We start from the raw sequence: 17,769 nt of genomic DNA on the forward strand, positions 1-17,769 counted from the left end.
ACACCTCCTACCCCTCGCCCCGCTCGGCCACCGGCGGCGGCGGGAGATCGCCGTCGCCCGGCGCGGCGTCGCGCGCGGCGCGGCCCAGCCCGCGGCCGAAGAAGAGCGACTCCCGCTCGGGCGCGGCGAGCTCGCCGGCCTTGCGGAGCGTGGCGCGCAGCGCCTGCGGGCCGACGAGCTCGCCGAAGACGGCGGCGGCCGCCGCGGCGACGAGGACGGTGTGCCCGACCGGGCCCGGAAAACGCAGCGCGAAGGCGAGCCCGACGCTCATGGCGACGGCGCCCGACGAGAGCAGCCCGAGGCCGAGCCAGGGCGAGGTGTCGCGCGCGTCCGGCGACGCGACCCGGAAGACGAGGCCGGTCGCGAGCTTGCCGAGCACCCGCGCCGCCAGCGCGATCGCCACGATCCAGGGCAGGAACGGCGCCGCCTTCGGGTTTACGTGCGCGCCCGCGAGCAGGAGCGCCGGCAGGATGACCGGCCGCTCGGTCGGCGCGATCATCGCGACGATCTCCTCGCGGTGCCGGGAGAGCGCGGCGATGGTCACGCCCATCGCGAACGTCGCGAAGAGCGGCGACAGGCCGACCCGCGCGCTCGTGCCCATCGTGAGCAGCGACGTGCCGAGCAGCACGCCCCAGCTCTGGATCAGGCGGAAATCGCTGCCGAGGAGCACGACCGCGATGAGCCCGAGCACCACGCCGATGAGCGCCGTGACGATCGTCCACCCCCAGAACGGGAGCGGCCAGTGGCCCGTCGCCTGCGGGACGAGCGCGAACGCGCCGCCCATCATGAGCAGCGGCCCGAGGTCGTCGCAGTCGGCGATGTCGGCGATGAGGTCCGAGAGCTTGCCGCTCGCGCTGTAGCGCTGCGTGACCCACAGCACGGCGTGCCGCGTCGTCTCGGCCGAGACGGCGCCCACGCCCGCCGCGAGCAGCACCCGGTCGCCGCTCTCCAGCGACGGCGCGCCGCGCGCCGCCGCGAACCACACCGCGGCGGCCACCGCCGAGCCGGTGAGCAGGCTCATCAGCACGCCGAGCGCCATGCGCGACGGGCGGACGCGGCGGTTGCCGACGAAGCCGAAATCGAGGCCGACCACGACCGCGAGCCAGCCGAGCGCGACGCCCGCCACGGGCTCGAACGCGGCGAGCGACGAGGGCTCGAGCAGCCCGAGCGCCGAGGGCCCGAGCACGAAGCCGAGCACCACGTACTCGGCGCCCGAGGGGAGGCCGATGCCCCGCAGCACGCGGCCGCTGACGAGCGAGCTGCCGAGGTACGACAGCACGAGCAGCCCCATCAGGAGCCAGATGGCGTTCACGAGGCCGCGCCCCGATCCAGCGGCGCGCGGCGCGGCGCGCCGCCGGAGGACGCCGGCGCGCGCCCGAGCGGGATGCCGGCGGCGACGAGCGCCTGCGCCACGGCGGCGAGCCAGCGGCTGCGCACGTCGTCGCCGTCGCACGCCATCGTGGCCCGGAAGTGCGCGCCCCCCTCGTCGATCGCGACGAGCGCGGCGCGGGCGCGGCTGCCGAGGCTCGATCCGGTCTTGAGGAGCAGCTCCCGCACCCGGTCGAGATCGGCAGAGGGGTCGACGCTGATCTCGACGGCCACGAGCGGGGGGCGGCCGCGGACGCGCGTCGGGTGGAACAGGCTGAGCAGGTGGGGCACGCGCACGACGCACCCGTCCTCGTCCTCGAGGCGCGCCTCGAGCAGCGTCAGCTCGCGGACCCGCCCGGACCGGCCGCCCACGTCGGCGACGTCGCCGACGCGCAGGCGCCGCCCGTAGATGACCGAGAGGCCGACGGCCGCCGACGCGATGAGCGGCGTGCTGGCGAGCCCGGCCGACGCGAGCACCACGAAGCCGACCCGCGTGAGCGCCCCCTCGTCGGTGCCGGTGATGAGCGGCGCCGCGAGCAGCAGCGCGGCCACGAGGATGCCGAAGCGGACGAGGACCCCGGTCGCGACCGCGAGCTCCGAGGGGAGCCACCCGAGCGACGTCTCGCCCCGGCTGACGCTCCCGAAGAACAGCCCCACGAAGCGGATGAGGACGATGACCGCGAGCGTCGCGAGGATCGCGAGCACGAGCACGGGGACGCTCCGCGCGATGCGCCCCATGAGCTCCGACATCGGCGCGAGCACGAAGCCGGTGAGCTTCTGGCTGTAGTTGCGCGTGGACTCGAACAGGGAGAGCGCGAAGAGGATCCAGATGTAGGCGATGCCCAGCCGGACGAGGATGCCGGCGGCGCCGAGCGCGACGGAGAGCGCGCCCTGGGACGCGGCGGGCCGGAGCATCTCGATGCCGCGGACGTGCAGCGCCGGGAGCCGCTCCGGGTGCTCGGCGACCCAGGCGCGCGCCCGCTCGACGAGCTCGCCGACCTTGCGGAGCAGGAGCAGCGCGATCAGCCCCGAGAAGACGAGCAGCGAGAAGGAGAACACGCTCGTGGCGAGGCGGCTCCGGCTGTGCTCCTTGGCGAGGACGTCGCGCACCGTGGCGGCGATCGCGGCGGCGTGGACGGAGACGGTGGTGGTGCCCGCCGCGACGGCGTCCTCGGGCCCGATGTGGATGAGCGGGCTCTCGCCGACGTAGATCACCGCGACGCCCGCCTGCTCGTCGACGCGGACCTCGGGGATCTGCTTCTCCTGGGCGGCGCGCTCCAGCACCTTCGCCGCCTCGCGGGCGCGCTCCGGGGGGGAGAGGCTGCCGCGGTGCACGCGGATGGCGAACACCGTGCGGCCGAGCAGCTCGACGCGCGCCTCGGGCTGCTCGACCGCCGGCGGCGGCTGGGGGTCGGGCGGGCGCGGTTCGGCCTGATCGGCGGCCGGCTGCGGCGGCGCGGGCGCCAGCACGACCTGCGCGGCCGCCGACCGGGGCGGCGCGGGCGACGGCGCGACGTGCACGATCGGCGGCTGCACGGGCGCCGGCGGCTGGGCTGCGGGCTGCGCCGGCGGCGGATCGGCCGCGGGCGGCGGATCGGCCGCGGGCGGCGGATCCGCCGCGGGCTGCGCCGGCGCGGCGGCGAGCTGCGCGGCGGAGGGCGGCGCCGAGGTGGCCTGCACGGGCGCGGGCTGCGCCGGCGGCGCGGACGCGGCCTGAGCGGCCGGCGCCGACGCGGGCGGCGCGACCGGCGGGGCCGAAGCCGGCGCAGGCGCGAGCTGCGCCGGCGGCGCGGACGCGGCCGGAGCGGCCGGTGCCGCCGTGGCCCGCGCCGAGCGCGGCGCGGCCGAGGCGGAGGGCGGCGCGGAGGTGGCCGGTGCGGGCGGCGGCGGCGCGGGCGCGCGCTGAGAAGGCGGCGCGGGCGCGCCCTGCGGCGGCGCGGGCGCAGGCTGCGCGAGGTGCGCGGGCGCAGGCTGCGCGAGCGCGCCCTGCGCCGCGTCGGCGAACGCTGGGCCGGCGAGAGAGACGAGGCCGGCGAGCGCGGCCAGAAGCGCGGGGAACAGCCGCTGCACGCCGGCACTTTCGACCGGAGGCGGTGCGCCGGTCAAGGCAGGACAGCGCCGAGGCCGCTCGCGGGGACCACGGGCGCCCGCGCCAGCGCGGCGGTCGAGGCCGCAGGCCGCTCCGACGATCGCCCCGTCCGCGCCCGCCCGATGACGGTTCGCCTTGCCGCCGACGCGGGGCGCTGGCAGGGCGCCCGCGTGGCAAGGACCAAGAAATCCGTGGCCCCGTCGCTGCTCGTCGGCGACATCGGAGGCACGAACACCCGGCTCGCGCTCTACGACGCCTCCGGCGAGAGGCCGCTCTCCGAGGCGGTCTTCCGCAGCCGCGAGCACGCGAGCTTCGAGGAGATCGCCCTCCCGTTCCTCGTCCGCAGCGACGCGCCCCACCCCGCGGTCGCGGTGCTCGGCGTCGCCGGCCCCATCAAGGACCACGTCGCCACCATCACGAACCTGCCCTGGCGCCTCGCGGAGCGCGAGCTGTCGCGCCGGCTCAAGATCGCGCGCGTCCTGCTCGCGAACGACCTGGTGGTCGGCGCCCGGGGCTGCCTGCACATCCCCCGCTCCTCGATCGCGCCGCTCACCGAGCGCCGCCCGCGGCCGAAGGAGAGCAACCTGGCCGTCATCGCCGCCGGCACCGGCCTCGGCGAGGCCCGGCTCGTCTGGGACGGCGCCCGCCACCTGACGCTCCCGACCGAGGGCGGCCACGCCGACTTCGCCCCGCGCTCCGCCGTCGAGGTCGAGCTGTGGCAGTTCCTCGCCGAGCGCCACCCGGATCACGTGAGCTACGAGCGGGTCCTCTCGGGCGACGGGCTCGGCGCCCTCTTCGATTTCTTCGCCGCCCGCGCCGCCCGCGTGCCCCGCGCGATCGAGCGCCGCCTCGCCGAGGGCGACCGCAACGCGGCGATCGCCGAGCTCGGGCTCGCGCGCGCGTTCCGGCCCGCCGCGCGCGCGGTCGACCTGTTCGCCGAGATCTACGGCGCCGAGGCGGGCAACCTCGCCCTGCGCGAGCTCGCGCTCGGCGGGGTCTTCGTCCTCGGCAACATCGCGAGGAACCTCGTCACCGCGCGGCGCGAGCTGTTCATGAAGTCCTTCCTGAAGAAGGGCCGCCTCACGCCGCTCCTCGAGGGGGTGCCCGTCGCCGTGGTCACCGATCCCCTCGTCGGCGTCCGCGGCGCGCTCGCCCTCGCGAGGGAGCTCATCGCGCGCGGCGACGACGACGACGACGCGCCCCGGCGCCGCGCGCCGTCCCGCAGGTCCTGAGCGCGGCGGGGGGCGCGCCTCACCGCGCCCCGCGCGCGCGACGCCGCGCCTCGGCGCGCGCCCGCGTCCGCCGCCCCGCCCGCGCCCCGGTGGTGGCCCAGTTTGCCCCGGCGTGATTCACATGAAGGCGGGAAGATCATTCATCTTTTCTTCCCGCCTTCCCGCCTTCCCGCCTTCATGTCCAAACCCGGTCACCACCCGCGCCCCCGGGCGCCGGGATCTCGAAGACGAAGCGCGCGCCGCCGCGCGCCCCGGCCTCGACCCAGATCGAGCCCCCGTGCAGCGCGACGATCCGCCGCGCGATGTACAGGCCGAGGCCGGCCCGGCCCGCGCGGCCGCCCCGCCGCTGGAAGCGCTCGAACACCGCGGCGCGCTCCTCCGGCGCGATGCCGGGCCCCCCGTCCTCGACCGAGCAGCGCACGCGCGCGCCCTGCGCCTCGAGCGCGATGAGGACCTCGGCCCCCCGCGGCGAGTGCCGGATCGCGTTCTCGACGAGGTTCAGGACGACCTGGTAGAGCCGCCGGGCGTCGCCGTCCACGACCGCGGCGCCCGCGGCCGCGCGGCGGAGCTGCACCCCCGCGTCGGCCGCGATGAGGGCCACCGTATCGACCACCTCGGCGACCACGTCGCCCAGGGAGAACCGCTGCGGCTCGATCCGCAGCTCCCCCGCGTCGGCGAGCGCGGCGTCGAGGATGTCCGAGATGAGCGACGTCATCCGGTCGACGTTGCGGAGCAGCCGCCCCGCGATCGTCGCGCGCTGCGCCGCCGTCGGAGGGGTCTCGGCGTGCTCGATGAGCGAGCCCTGGAGCCGGATGGCGTGCAGCGAGGCCTTCAGGTCGTGCGACACGATCGACAGGAGCTCGTCGCGGTGGCGCCCGAGCTCCTCGAGCCCGGCGCGCGCCGCCTCGAGCTCGGCGCCCTTCGTCGCGAGCTCGCGGGCGATGTCCGCGAGCGCGGTCGTCAGCGTGATGGCGGCCTCCTTGATCCGGACCGCCTCGTCCCGCGCGGGAGCCCGCCCGAGCAGGATGCGCGATCCGTCCGCGGCCGGGACCACGAGGAAGCTCACCGGCTCCTGCCCCTCACCCTCGCGGCACACCTGGAGCTCCCACGCGGCGGGCGCCTCGTGGGCCAGCGCGGCCGCGAGCTTCTCGCGGCTCTCCTCGTGGAACAGCGACGCGACGTCCCTGCCCGGCGCGGCGCCGCCGAGCCGCCGCTCCACCGCCGCGCTGGCGTGGGTGATCTCGCCGCGCTGCACCACGAGCAGGAGGTCGTCCTCGCTCGCGAGGAGGGCGCCGAGGAGCGCCGCGGCGTCCGGCTGCGTCACCGCCATGCCCGCGCGACCTCCACCGCCCGCGAGGCCGACGCCGCGATCGCATCGGCCCCGAGCAGCCGAACCGCGTCGGGCAGCGCCGCGACGGCGCGGCCGCCGACGAGGATCTTCACGCCGGGCACGTCCTCGCGCGCGTTCTCGATGAGCGCGCGCGCCGCCGGCAGGTGCTCGCCGAGGGTGACCGACACGGCGAAGAGCTTCACCTCGCTCCGCCGGAGATCCTCGAGCCCGCGCGCGAGCGAGATCCCCCCGCTCGCGAACGTCGTCTGCCAGCCGTCGAGGGCGAGGAGATCGGCGACCATGCGCGCGCCGAACACGTGGCGCTCGGGCTCGACGTAGCCGACCACCGCCCGCGGCCCCCCCGCCGGCCACCGGATCAGCGGGTAGATGGAGGCGACGGCGGTCTGCGCGACCGCCGTGGCGAGGTGCTCGTCCGCGACGCTGATCCGGTTCTCGTACCAGCGGCTCCCGACCTCCTCCATGGCCGGCACGACGATGCGCTCGTAGATGTAACCGAGCCCGTTGCCGATCGCGGCGTGCAGCACGCTCCGCGCGGCGATGTAGTTGCCCGTCAGGATCGCGGCGGTGAACAGGCGCGCCTCGGCGTCGTCGCCCTCGGCGATCCGCGGCTCTCGGCTTGCAGCTCCTCCCTCGCCCGACGGCATCTGCGCGCGTGTCGTGGCTTCTGGCGCAAGGAGCGACGGCGTCAAGCCTCGCGCCGCGCGGAATCGCCGCGGCCGCGCGCCAGCGCGTGTCGAGCTGCTGGCGCGCGGCCGCTGGCGCGGCGCGCGCGAGAGGACGCGGCCGCGCGCTCGCTACCCGGCCTGCGCCGCCGCCGCGTCGAGCAGCCAGACGAGCCGCCCGGCGCCGCCGCGCACGGCGCGCGCCGGCACCTCGTCGGCCGGACCCGGCCGCTTCGCTTGCGCCACGACCGCGCGCTTGCTCGCCCCGCCGGCGAGCAGGAGCTTCACCCGCGCCTCCCGGATCACCGGGGCCGTCAGCGTGAGCCGCGCCTCCAGCCCCTTGCCCGGCTGCGCCGGGATCGCGGCGACCAGGCGGTCCTCGATGCCCACCGCCCCCGTCCCGGGGAAGAGCGACGCCGTGTGCGCGTCGTCGCCGATCCCCAGCGTCATCAGGTCGAACGCCACCGCCGACGCGACCCCGAAGCGCGCGCGCAGGAGCGCCTCGTAGCGCGCGGCGGCCCCGCCGAGATCGGCCGCCTCCCCCTCCATGCGGAAGAAGCGGTCCTCCGGGACGCGCGCCGCCGCGAGATCCCGGCGCGCGGCGCCGTAGTTCGAGCGGGGGTGGTCGGGCGCGACCGCGCGCTCGTCCACCCAGAACCACTCGGTCTGCGCCCACGGGAGCGACAGCGCCGCGAGCCGCTGGTACGCCGGAGACGGCGTGCCCCCGCCCGACAGCGCGATCCGCGCGACGCCGCGCGCCTCGATCGCCGCGGCGATCGCGCGCGCCATGAGCTCCGCCCCGAGGATCGCGAGCTCCGCCGCGTCCGCCGCGACGAGCGTCTCTTCACCACCGTTCATCTCGGTCCTCCTCCCGGCCTCGTCAGAGCGCGCTCCACGCCGCGGCGGCGAGCACCGCCTCGCGCAGCAGGCGATCGCCCTCCAGCGAGTCGATCGTCTTCGTCAGCACCCACGTCTCGTCCCGGTAGCCGAGCGGGTGCAGGTGGTCGGCCGACCGCGCCCCCTCCATCGTCCACCGCGCCGTCGCGGGCGCCTTGTCGAGCCGCACGCACCCGAGCGCGAGCGGCTCGCCGCGCAGCGACGTGAAGAGGCGCACGCCGTCGATCCGGCGCTGCGCCTGCTCCCCGGCCGGCGGCCCGTCCACGAGCGCGATCTCGATCGGCGCGCCGTCCGCCGCGCGGGCGCGGCCCACGACCCCGGCGCCGGCGGGCTGCGCCGGCCCCCGCGACTCGAACGTCCAGCCGAGCCGCGACCCCATCCACCCGAGGAGCAGCGCCGCCGGATCCGGCTTCGCCCCCGCGCTGCGCGCGATCTCCACCCGCCGGATCGCGCGCGACGCCTCGGGCATGTCGTCGAAGAACCGCGCCACGAGCTCGCGGAACGAGAACGTCCGCACGAACGCCCGGTCCGCGAGCGGCGCCTTCGTCCCGCGCGCCACCTCCGCGATCCGCTCGATGCACGTCTCGGCCGAGTCGAACACCAGCCGATCGCAGATCGGCGCGAGCGCGTCGCCGAGCACGTTCGGCGCGCCCGGCGCGAGCTCGACGATCACCGCGACGTCGGAGATCGTCAGCGCGCTCACCACCGACGCGACGCGCTCGGCGGCGGCCACCCCGAACGTGAGCTCCACGCGGTCGTAGCAGATCGGCACCTCCCCGGCGCGGCGGCACGTGGCCGACCAGTCGGCCTGCACGCTCAGCGGATCGAGCCGGTCGTCGAGCGTGATGAGCAGCGTGCGGCCCGCGTGCGTCTCGGCGAGCTCCTCGGCCTGCTCCTTCAGGCGCTCGACCTCGGCGCGGCTGCCCACCGCGACGAAGTTCATCGTCGACGCGCGCGTCTTCGGGGCCGGCTCCGGCCGCGACTCGTCGGGCGACGACCAGAACTCGGCGAGCTCCGACTCGACCCGCTTGATCACCTCGGCGATGCGCCCGGCGCTCACGGCCGCCTCCAGGACCGCTCCGGCGGCTTCCGCTCGCCGCACGCCCCGCGGGCGCCCTCGGACGGCTGGACCAGGGCGTCGGCCTCCTGCGGGCCCCACGTGCCCGCGGCGTAGCGCGCGATGGGCGCGTTCTGCGTCCGCCACCCCTCGAAGATCGGATCGACGAAGCCCCACTGCGCCTCGACCTCGTCGGCGCGCGTGAACAGCGTGGCGTCGCCGCGCAGCGCGTCGAGCAGGAGCCGCTCGTACGCCTCGGGCGTGCTCGAGCCGAACGCGGCGCCGTAGCGGAAATCCATGGTCACGCCGCGGATCGCGATGCCGCTGCCCGGGATCTTCGCCGCGAACCGGAGCGAGATGCCCTCGTCGGGCTGGAGGCGCATCACGAGCGCGTTCGGCTCCTCGGTGGCGCCGGGGGCGCCCTTGAACAGGCCGTGCGGCAGCGGCTTGAAGTGCAGCACCACCTCGGCCACCCGCTTCGCCAGCCGCTTGCCGGCGCGCAGGTAGAACGGCACCCCGCCCCAGCGCCAGCTGTCGAGGTGGAGCTTCATCGCGACGTAGGTCTCGGTCATCGAGTCCTTCGCCACGTCGGGCTCCTCGGTGTAGCCGGGCACCTTCTCGCCGCGCACGATGCCGGCGGCGTACTGGCCGCGCACGGTCGACGAAAGCGCGTCAGGCCCCTCGATCGGCCGGAGCGTCCGCAGCACCTTCACCTTCTCGTCGCGCACCGCGTCGGCGTCCCACGACGACGGCGGCTCCATCGCGACGAGCGTGAGCAGCTGGAGCGCGTGGTTCTGCACGATGTCCCGGGTGATGCCGACCTTCTCGTAGAACTTGCCGCGGCCCTCGACGCCGATCTCCTCGGCCACGGTGATCTGCACGTGGTCGACGTGCTGGCGCGACCAGAGCGGCTCGAAGATCGTGTTGCCGAACCGGAGGACGAGGAGGTTCTGGACCGTCTCCTTCCCGAGGTAGTGGTCGATCCGGTAGATCTGCGACTCGGCGAGGTGGGCGAGCAGATCGCGGTTGAGGGCGCGGGCGCTCTCCAGGTCCTCGCCGAACGGCTTCTCGACGACGACGTGCTGGAACGGCGCGTCCTTCTCGTGCGACGGCGGCGCGACGAGGTTCGCCGCGCGCAGGCCGCGCACGATGGGCGCGAACTGGTCGGGCGCGACGGCCAGGTAGAAGACCCGGTTTTTGCGGGTGCCGCGCTCGGCGTCGAGCCGCTCGAGCTCCGCGGCGAGCCGGGCGTACGTCTCGGGCTCGTCGAACGACCCCTGGACGTAGCTGATGCCCTTCTCGAGCTCGCTCCAGGACGCCTCCTCCAGGGGGCGCCGCGAGTACTTCCCGACCGCCTCGCGCATCTCCTGGGCGAAATCCGGTTTCGGACGCCGCGCCACGCCGACCACGGCGAAGCCGCCGGTCAGCAGGCGGCTGAGCGCCAGGTTGTAGACCGCGGGCAGCAGCTTGCGACGGGTCAGGTCGCCCGAGGCGCCAAAGATCACGAGCGCTGCCGGCGAGGCGGTTCGCTCCTCGGGCATTCCTTCGCGAAGCGGGTTCTTCTCGGCTTGGGTCATGGTGGATGAGCTCCGATCGGCGACGACGGGCACGATGCCCGCGCGCCTCCGCGGCGTAGGGTAGCTCCGATCGCGCCGGCGGAAGGCGGAACGACGCGCGGCCGCCACCGCGTCGACGGCTTCGCGCGGGCGTGCGGGCCGAGCGCGGGCGTGTTGGCCGAGCGCGGGCGTGTTGGCCGAGCGCGGGCGTGTTGGCCGAGCGCGGGCGTGTTGGCCGAGCGCGGGCGTGCTGGCCGAGCGCGGGCGTGCTGGCCGAGCGCGGGCGTGCTGGCCGAGCGCGGGCGTGTTGGCCGAGCGCGGGCGTGTTGGCCGAGCGCGGGCGTGTTGGCCGAGCGCGGGCGTGCTGGCCGAGCGCGCGACGGCGCCGAGCGTGTCCGCCGGCTCGCGGCGCCCTTCCATCCGATCGCGACCGGTACTAGGCTCCCCCGCGCGATGGCCGCGCCGGTGCTCCCGCGAATCCGCGTCCCCCACCCTCACGTGCGGTGCGATAGCCAGGTGCTCGCCGGCAGCCCGCACGTCGCCGGCTCGCGCGTCCCGGTGCGGCGGCTCTGGGCGTGGCACCGCGGCGGCGCGTCGGTCGAGACGCTGCTCAAGCGGTACCCGAACCTCGGGCCCGCGCGCGTGCTCGACGCGCTCGCGTTCGCCTACGACAACCAGGAGCTCATCGAGGCCGACATCGCCCGGGAGCAGGCGCTCTTCGAGAAGAAGGGCGGGCCCACGGTCGGCGCGCGCCCGCTCGCGCAGCTCGATCTCCCCTTCGACGAAGGCGACGAGTGATCACGGTGGGGCGCGCGGCGCGCTCCGCGCCGCCGGACATCTCCGCTGGGCGCGCTCAGCTTGTTTCTTTACAGCCATCGTGACTTAGGGCAATAGGGCGCTCTATCTCTGCTGGGGCCCGGAGTGCGGGGCTGCTCGGCGTTGCGAGCGACGGCCGCGCGGGATCGCGGCTGTCCTGGCTTTCAAGGTCGCGGCCGTTGGTGTAGGGTCCGCGCCCCATGGGGTACCCGTCGAGGTGCCGGAGGGTTTCTGAGATGAGCGTCAATCGATGGAAGTTGGTTGCGATGCCCCTTGCCCTGCTCGGGCTGGCTTCGCCTCTCCTCGTGAACTGTGGCGGCAAGGGGATCCCCGGCGCAGACAGCCTGCCGGGGCCCGCTGGTGACCTGGCGTCCGCCGCGGGCGGATGCGAGGAGCTGAAGAATGGCGGCATCGCCAACCTCAAGTTCGAGGGCGGTGCCGATGTCGAGGGCAAGATCAAGGGCTTCCTCGAGGCCGCTGCCTCCCTCGACAAGCTCACGGCGGACCTGGAGGCGGACCTCATCGCCTCCTGCGGCAAGCTCGGCAAGGATCTCGGCATGAGCGAAGCGGAGCTCAAGGCCGAGCCGAGCGGCGGCAAGGGCGCCGAGAAGGTCTGCAACGCGGTCTCCGCCAAGGTGAACGCCGCCGTCAAGGCGAACGCCGAGGCGAAGCTCGCGGTCCAGATCGAGCCCCCGAAGTGCTACGCCGACATCGAGGCCATGCAGAAGTGCCTCGGCGACTGCGGCTCGCCGGTGCAGCCCGGCAAGCTCGAGGCGAGCTGCGAGGGCGGCGAGATCAGCGGCAAGTGCGACGCCGAGTGCAAGGGCAAGTGCACCGTCGACGCCGGCGCGCAGTGCTCCGGCACCTGCAACGCGAGCTGCTCGGGCAAGTGCGAGGCCGGCTTCAAGGGCACCTGCGGCGGCAAGTGCGACGGCAAGTGCGACGGCAAGGACTCGAAGGGCGCGGCGTGCGCGGGCACCTGCGAGGGCAAGTGCGACGCCAAGGCCGAGGGCAGCTGCACCGGCACCTGCGACGGCTCCTGCTCGGGCTCCTGCGAGATCAAGGGCTCGGCCAAGTGCTCGGGCTCCTGCTCGGGCGGCTGCAGCGCCGAGATCAAGGAGCCGAAGTGCTCGGGCGAGTTCAAGCCCCCGAGCGTCGACCCGAGCTGCCAGGTGCAGTGCACCGCGAAGACCGCCGGCCAGGCGAAGTGCGACGCGCCGAACGTCCGCATCGTCGCGAACGGCAAGGTGAACGCCGACGCGCAGAAGCTCATCGCGGCGCTCCGCACGTCGCTCCCGGCGATCGCCAAGGTCCAGCTCGGGACCGGCAAGAAGCTGGCGGCGGCCGTGTCCGGCGTCGGCAAGGCGGGCGTCGAGGTCAAGGACGCGGCGCTCAAGGCCGGCGGCAAGGCGGTCGCCTGCGTCGCGGCCGCGGTGGACGCGTCGGCCAGCGCGACGGCCTCGATCGACGTCAACATCAAGGCCAGCGCCAGCGTCAGCGGCTCGGCCAGCGGCTCGGCCAGCGGCGGGACCTGATCCCCGGAACGGCTTGAGTCCGGACGCGGCGGCGGTCACCCCCTCCCGGGGGGTGCCGCCGCCGTCGTCATTTTCGGCCCCGACCCGAGGCCGACAGCGCAGTTCTGGATGCGGGCTCACGTTCCTTGTCGCCGCGCGGGGCGCGGACGTCCGGGCGAGCACCGGAATCGCCACCCGAACGTGACATGCACGTTTCCTGTCGAACCTGGCAAGACGCGGCAGGCCGTGGAGGCGCGGCGCGCCACGAGGCGGCAAGATGGCAAGATGGCTGCAAAAGTGGCCATTGCGCTCCGTCACGGCGCCGCGTCCGGAGTATCATGATGGTTCTGCGGGTGATGACGGGGTACTCGGAAGGGCAGGTACGATGGTCGGCGGTCCCTTGATCGAGCGCGGCGCCAGGATCGGCGAGTACACGATCGACGAGCCGCTCGGCGAGGGCGGCTTCGGCGCGGTGTTCCGCGGCCACGACGAGTCCGGGAACGTCGCCGCCATCAAGATCTTCAAGGAAGTGAGCGCCCAGAACGTCGGGCAGCTCTTCGCCCAGCAGAACGAGATCGAGGCGCTGCTCCGGCTGCGCCATCCGTCGCTGGTGAAGCTCTCGTCGTATGGCGTCCTCGACGGGATCGGCCTCTACCTCGCGATGGAGCTCGTGCAGGGCGAGACGCTCGACCGGTACCTCGCGCGGATGGGCCCGCTCGACACGATCGAGGCCCTGCGCATCGCGCGCCGCGTGGCCGAGGCGCTCGCCCACTGCCACGCGCTCAACGTGCTGCACCTCGACCTCAAGCCGAGCAACATCGTCCTCACCGATCCGTACGAGCCCCGGCTCAAGATCCTCGACTTCGGCCTGGCCACGCTCACGGTGAGCTTTCAGCCCGAGCACGCCCGCGTCAACGCGGGCACCATCGCCTACCTCGCGCCCGAGTGCCTGAAGCGGGGCGGGCTCGCGCGCCCGAGCCCCCGGATGGATCTCTACGCGGTCGGCGTCGTGCTCTACGAGCTGCTCGCCGGCCGCCTCCCGTTCGCGGACGGCACCGTCGACAGCGTCATCAACCAGAAGGTCTACGGCACCCTCGTGCCGCTCTCCACCGTGGCGCCGGAGACGCCGGCGCCGGTCGTCGCGCTCGTCGACGAGCTCATGCAGCGCGACCCCGCGCGGCGCTTCTCGAGCGCGGCCCGGCTCTGCGCGCGGCTCAAGGAGCTCTACTACGTCACGCTCCACGGCACCTCGCAGCCCCCGGCCGCCGACGCGGCCGAGCGCGAGCGCGACGCCGCCCCGCCCGAGGCCCTCGACGACGCGCCGTTCATGGGCCGCGAGCTGGAGCTCGGCCGGCTCGCCGAGCTCCTCCAGGACGCGGTGTGCGGCGAGCCGCGGCCGGCCGTGGTGGTCGGCGACACGGGCGTCGGCAAGAGCCGCCTCGTCGCCGAGCTGCTCCGGACCGTCGAGCAGACGGGCGCGGCCATCGTCGCCTACGGCCGGTGCCGCGAGCTCTCCGGGCTCGTCCCCTACTCCGCGATCCGCGAGGCGCTGACGCAGATCGCGCTCTGGCTGGAGCGGCACAACGACAGCCGCGCGGCGCGCATCCGCCGGCTGGTCAGCCTCGTGGTCGCCGACGACGCCGCCTTGCTCCAGGGGCTCGTCCCCGAGCTGATGCGCGCCGTCGGGCTCGCCGACGAGGGCGGCGCCATCGGCCCGGGCGGCACGCGCTGGATCGCCGATCTCCTGCTGCGGCTGCTCGGCGCGATCGCCGAGGAGATCCCCGTGGTCCTCGCGATCGAGGACGTCCACTGGGCCGACGAGGCGACGCAGGACGTGCTCCTCCGGATCTCGGACCAGCTCGGCGAGCGGCCGATCCTGCTGCTCGGCACGGCCCGTCCGCCGTTCCCCGGGCGCGGCTCGCCCGGCTCGACGCTGCCGCCGCCGGCCTCGGCCGGGCTGCGCGGCTCGCCCGGCTCGTCGCCGATGACGCCGCGCTCGGCGGGGTGGCTCGCCTGGAAGGGCGTCGAGCGCCTCGACCTCGGCCCGCTCCCGCCCGACGCGAACCGGGCGCTGCTCTCCGCGCTCGGCCGCGGCGCCAGCGACGACCTCGTGCAGGAGCTCGTCCGCCGCGTCCCGCTGCTCGCCGCCGGCAACCCGCTCTTCAACATCCAGGTCGTCCGCAACATGGAGACCGAGGGCTTCCTGCAGCGCGGCCGCGGCGGCGCGCTCGAGATCTCCCGCGCCGACGCGCACTACCGCGCGCCCGCCTCGGTCTCGGACGTCCTCGCCCGCAGCATCGAGGCGCTCGATCCGACGACGGTCCAGGTCCTCGGCGTGGCCGCGCTCATCGGCCGCCAGTTCCTGCGCGACGATCTCGTCGAGCTCGGCCTCTTCGGCCCGGCGGCGGTCGACAGCGCCCTGCGCGACGCCGCCGCGCACCACATCTGCCTGAGCGAGGACGGGGGCCTCACGTCGTTCTCGCACGACGCGGCGCGCGAGCAGCTCGCCGCCCGCGTGCCGCCCGAGGATCGCGGCGAGGTCCACGGGCGCATCGCGCGGCGCATCGAGCTGCGCGGCGGCGATCCGGGGACGCTCGCGCACCACGTCGAGCGCGCCGGCGAGCTCGATCGCGCCGCGGAGACGTACCTGCTCGCGGCGAACGAGGCCGACCGCCTGCAGGACCCGCACGGCGCGAGCCGCCGGCTCAAGCAGGCGCTCGCGCTGCTCGAGCGGCTGCCGCTCGACCCGGCGCGCATCGAGCTGCGGGCCCGCTGCGCCCACGAGCTGGCGCGCGTCGCGTGCCTGCTCGGCAGCACGGCGGAGCCGCTGGATCTGCTCCGGCGCACGCAGGGCGCGCTGCCGGACACGCCGCTCGTCACGGCGGCGCTCTCCAGCGCGCTGTCGCGCGTGCACTACGTCCGGGGGGAGTTCGCCGACGCCGTGGCGCACAGCCGCAAGGCGCTCCAGGCGATCGGCGCGAGCCCCGAGCTCCGCCCGTACCAGTGCCTGCCCGCGAACATCCTCGGGCGCGCGCTGTGCGCGGCGGGCAAGGTGGGCCCGGCGACCGAGCCGCTGCGCCGCGGCTGCGAGCTCGCGGAGGCGGCGGGCGAGTACATCGAGCTGTGCCACTCGCGCGGCATCCTCTGCGTCGCCCTGAGCCAGGCGGGCTGGTACGCCGAGGCCGAGCAGAGCGCCGCCGACGCCGCGCGCCTGGCCGAGCGCCTGCGCGACCCCGTGCGGCTGCTCGGCACGTGGTTCTACTACGCGGTGCTCGCCGAGGGCCGGTTCGACTGGGATCTCGGGGTGCGGTCGACCGCGCAGCTGCTCTCGTACGCCGAGGAGCACGGCCTGAGCGGGCTCTACCTGTACGTCGGCACGATGTACGCGGGCCGGCACCAGTTCCACGTGGGCCACCTGGCGCGGGCGCGGGTGCTGATCGCCAACGCGTGCAACCTGAGCGGCGTGCTCGGCATCGGCATGGGGCGCGGCTGGGCCGAGGGGTACCTGGGCGACGTGCTCTTCGTGCAGGGCCAGCACCGCGAGGCGCTCGCCGCCTACGACCGGGCGATCGAGATCGGCTCGGCGGGGACGGGCGACGCCTACGCCGTGGGGCTCGGCCGGGTCGGCCGGGTGCACGCGCGCGCGCTCCTCGGCGGCGACGCCGGCGAGCTCCGGGCGTACGGCCGGGAGACGCTCGAGCTCATCCGCGCCTCGGGCAACCGGACGCAGCTCGTGACGGCGCTCGAGCGCTGCGCCGAGGCGTTCGACGCGCTGGGCGACGAGGCGGAGGCGCGCGACGTCCGCGCCGAGCGCGAGGTGCTCGTCGACGAGCTCGGCCTCGTCGAGCCGACGTTCTGGCCGCGGCCCCCGGTCGAGGCGGCGTTCCAGGGTCCCCCGCGGGCGTACTGGACGACCGACGCGCCGCGCGAGGTCCGGTCGTCCGCGCCGAGCAGCCTGGGCACGACGCAGATCGTCGGCGCGACGGTGGCGGAGCTCGCGGCGGCGGCGACGCTCGCGATCACGGAGGACGACCTCGGCGCGCGGACGCACGTGGCGATCCCGCGGCTGCGCCACGTGACGTTGCTGGAGACGCTCGCCTCGGTGGAGGGCTTCGTCCCGCGCTTCGACGGGCCGGAGGCCCCGCCGGTCGCGAAGTGACGGCGGAGGGGGGCGCCGCGGCGGCGCAGGGGGGCGCCGCCGCGGCGCCGGCCGGTCCGATCGAGGTCGCGCGCACGGCGCTCGCCCACGCCTGGGCGATGCTGTTCCTTGTCGTGCTGCTCCCGGTCGGCCTGCTCTGCTTCCCCTTCGATCCGCGGCAGCGGATGCACGATCGCCTGTCGGTCGTGTGGGCGGCCGGGGCGCTCTGGCTCGTCGGCGTGCGCGTCGAGGCCGAGGGGGCCGAGCACGTGCGGCCGGGCGAGCGCTACGTGATCGCGGCGAACCACCAGAGCACGCTCGACGTCCTCGCGTTGCTCGTGGTGCTGCAGGCGCGCGCGCCGTTCCGCTTCCTGGCGAAGCGGGCGCTGTTCCGGGTGCCGGTGCTCGGCTGGGGCATGCGCCTCTACGGCCACACGCCGGTCGACCGGGGGCGCGCCCGCGGCGCCGTGGCGGATCTCGGCGCGGCGCAGCGCAACCTGATGCGGCGGTGGTCGACGGTGTTCTTCCCCGAGGGCACGCGGAGCGCGACCGGCCGGCTCTTGCCGTTCCGGCCGGGCGCCTTCCGGGTCGCCGCGGCGGCGGGCGCGCGCGTGCTGCCGGTGACCATCGTGGGCGCGGGGGCGCTCCAGCCGAAGGGCCGCTACGCCGCCGCGCCCGGCGTCGTGCGGGTCGTGGTGCACCCGCCGCTCGATCCGCCCGGGCCGTCGCTCGAGGAGCTCCGCGCCTCGATGGAGGCGTGCCGGGCCGCGGTGGCGTCGGCGCTGCCGGAGGCGGTCCGGGAGGGGGGCGCGGTGGGGAGCGGGTGAGCTAATGGCCGTTCCGGATCGAGGTGGATCGCCGCTCGCTGTAGGGGGAAGCATTACAGATCACGCTTTAGAACAACGAGTCTTGAGTTCGCCCACAGGGATCTCGACCTTCGGGTTCATAACCACGGTTACCGTGGATCGGTGTCGACGTATGCTTCCTCATGCAACCAGGGACGTCCTTCGGCTTCTTCCCTCGTATGCGGAAACGGATGACAGAAAGATCAATACTTTCCATAGATTCGGGTCGTCTCTCAGCGGGGCA

12 protein-coding genes are annotated in these 17,769 nt (G+C 75.2%); 5 read left to right on the forward strand and 7 right to left on the reverse strand.

Going from position 1 to position 17,769, the window contains the following annotated elements; all coding sequences use genetic code 11:
• Positions 1–7: 7 nt before the first annotated feature.
• Both WMF33_RS26065 and WMF33_RS26070 read right to left on the reverse strand, forming a co-directional pair.
• The gene (locus WMF33_RS26065) at positions 8–1,312 is read right to left on the reverse strand and encodes a cation:proton antiporter (protein ID WP_437322367.1); all 1,305 of its coding nucleotides are present in this window, start codon (positions 1,310–1,312) and stop codon (positions 8–10) included.
• A complete protein-coding gene (locus WMF33_RS26070) occupies positions 1,309–3,438 on the reverse strand; it encodes a mechanosensitive ion channel domain-containing protein (protein ID WP_437322368.1) in 2,130 nt (709 codons plus the stop codon). The genes WMF33_RS26065 and WMF33_RS26070 overlap by 4 nt, the downstream gene beginning before the upstream one ends.
• Positions 3,439–3,579: 141 nt before the next feature.
• Between WMF33_RS26070 and WMF33_RS26075 the strand changes: the two genes are divergently transcribed.
• Positions 3,580–4,689 (forward strand): glucokinase, encoded by a 1,110-nt coding sequence (locus tag WMF33_RS26075; RefSeq protein WP_437322369.1) that lies wholly within the window; start codon positions 3,580–3,582, stop codon positions 4,687–4,689.
• A gap of 175 nt (positions 4,690–4,864) precedes the next feature.
• Here the strand turns inward: WMF33_RS26075 and WMF33_RS26080 are convergent, their stop codons facing one another.
• From WMF33_RS26080 to zwf, 5 genes are all read right to left on the reverse strand, one after another.
• Entirely contained in the window at positions 4,865–6,019 is a 1,155-nt protein-coding gene (locus tag WMF33_RS26080; protein WP_437322370.1) for a sensor histidine kinase, read from the reverse strand.
• On the reverse strand, positions 6,010–6,684 hold the full coding sequence (locus tag WMF33_RS26085) for a cobalamin B12-binding domain-containing protein (RefSeq protein WP_437322371.1): 675 nt from the start codon (positions 6,682–6,684) through the stop codon (positions 6,010–6,012). Before WMF33_RS26085 ends, WMF33_RS26080 begins: the two co-directional genes overlap by 10 nt.
• Positions 6,685–6,834: 150 nt before the next feature.
• A complete protein-coding gene (gene pgl, locus WMF33_RS26090; protein ID WP_437322372.1) occupies positions 6,835–7,560 on the reverse strand; it encodes a 6-phosphogluconolactonase in 726 nt (241 codons plus the stop codon).
• Positions 7,561–7,582: 22 nt separating this feature from the next.
• Positions 7,583–8,659: a glucose-6-phosphate dehydrogenase assembly protein OpcA gene (locus WMF33_RS26095; protein ID WP_437322373.1), complete on the reverse strand. Its 1,077-nt coding sequence runs from the start codon at positions 8,657–8,659 to the stop codon at positions 7,583–7,585.
• Complete coding sequence (gene zwf / locus WMF33_RS26100; protein WP_061623583.1) at positions 8,656–10,233, reverse strand: glucose-6-phosphate dehydrogenase; 1,578 nt, start codon at positions 10,231–10,233, stop codon at positions 8,656–8,658. Before zwf ends, WMF33_RS26095 begins: the two co-directional genes overlap by 4 nt.
• Positions 10,234–10,710: 477 nt before the next feature.
• Here zwf and WMF33_RS26105 point away from each other — a divergent pair, with 477 nt between their 5' ends.
• The 4 genes from WMF33_RS26105 to WMF33_RS26120 all read left to right on the forward strand — a co-directional run bounded on the left by WMF33_RS26105 (position 10,711) and on the right by WMF33_RS26120 (position 17,507).
• Entirely contained in the window at positions 10,711–11,010 is a 300-nt protein-coding gene (locus WMF33_RS26105; protein ID WP_437322374.1) for a DUF433 domain-containing protein, read from the forward strand.
• Between the two features lie 284 nt (positions 11,011–11,294).
• Positions 11,295–12,563, forward strand: a complete 1,269-nt coding sequence (locus WMF33_RS26110; RefSeq protein WP_437322375.1) for a hypothetical protein — start codon at positions 11,295–11,297, stop codon at positions 12,561–12,563.
• A gap of 364 nt (positions 12,564–12,927) precedes the next feature.
• Positions 12,928–16,701 carry a serine/threonine-protein kinase gene (locus tag WMF33_RS26115; RefSeq protein ID WP_437322376.1) on the forward strand — a complete coding sequence of 1,258 codons (3,774 nt, stop codon included), beginning with the start codon at positions 12,928–12,930 and terminating at the stop codon, positions 16,699–16,701.
• Entirely contained in the window at positions 16,698–17,507 is an 810-nt protein-coding gene (locus tag WMF33_RS26120; protein ID WP_437322377.1) for a lysophospholipid acyltransferase family protein, read from the forward strand. Before WMF33_RS26115 ends, WMF33_RS26120 begins: the two co-directional genes overlap by 4 nt.
• The last annotated feature ends 262 nt before the right edge of the window (positions 17,508–17,769 follow it).

It is taken from the genome of Sorangium sp. So ce394, from assembly GCF_051474665.1.
Classification (GTDB): domain Bacteria; phylum Myxococcota_A; class Polyangia; order Polyangiales; family Polyangiaceae; genus Sorangium; species Sorangium cellulosum_D.

Bases quoted from the DNA above. Each gene is read 5' to 3' on its own strand.
- WMF33_RS26110 (WP_437322375.1), top strand. From the start codon at position 11,295: ATGCCCCTTGCCCTGCTCGGGCTGGCTTCGCCTCTCCTCGTGAACTGT.
- pgl (WP_437322372.1), bottom strand. From the start codon at position 7,560: ATGAACGGTGGTGAAGAGACGCTCGTCGCGGCGGACGCGGCGGAGCTC.
- WMF33_RS26080 (WP_437322370.1), bottom strand. From the start codon at position 6,019: ATGGCGGTGACGCAGCCGGACGCCGCGGCGCTCCTCGGCGCCCTCCTC.
- WMF33_RS26085 (WP_437322371.1), bottom strand. From the start codon at position 6,684: ATGCCGTCGGGCGAGGGAGGAGCTGCAAGCCGAGAGCCGCGGATCGCC.
- WMF33_RS26075 (WP_437322369.1), top strand. From the start codon at position 3,580: ATGACGGTTCGCCTTGCCGCCGACGCGGGGCGCTGGCAGGGCGCCCGC.
- WMF33_RS26115 (WP_437322376.1), top strand. From the start codon at position 12,928: ATGGTCGGCGGTCCCTTGATCGAGCGCGGCGCCAGGATCGGCGAGTAC.
- zwf (WP_061623583.1), bottom strand. From the start codon at position 10,233: ATGACCCAAGCCGAGAAGAACCCGCTTCGCGAAGGAATGCCCGAGGAG.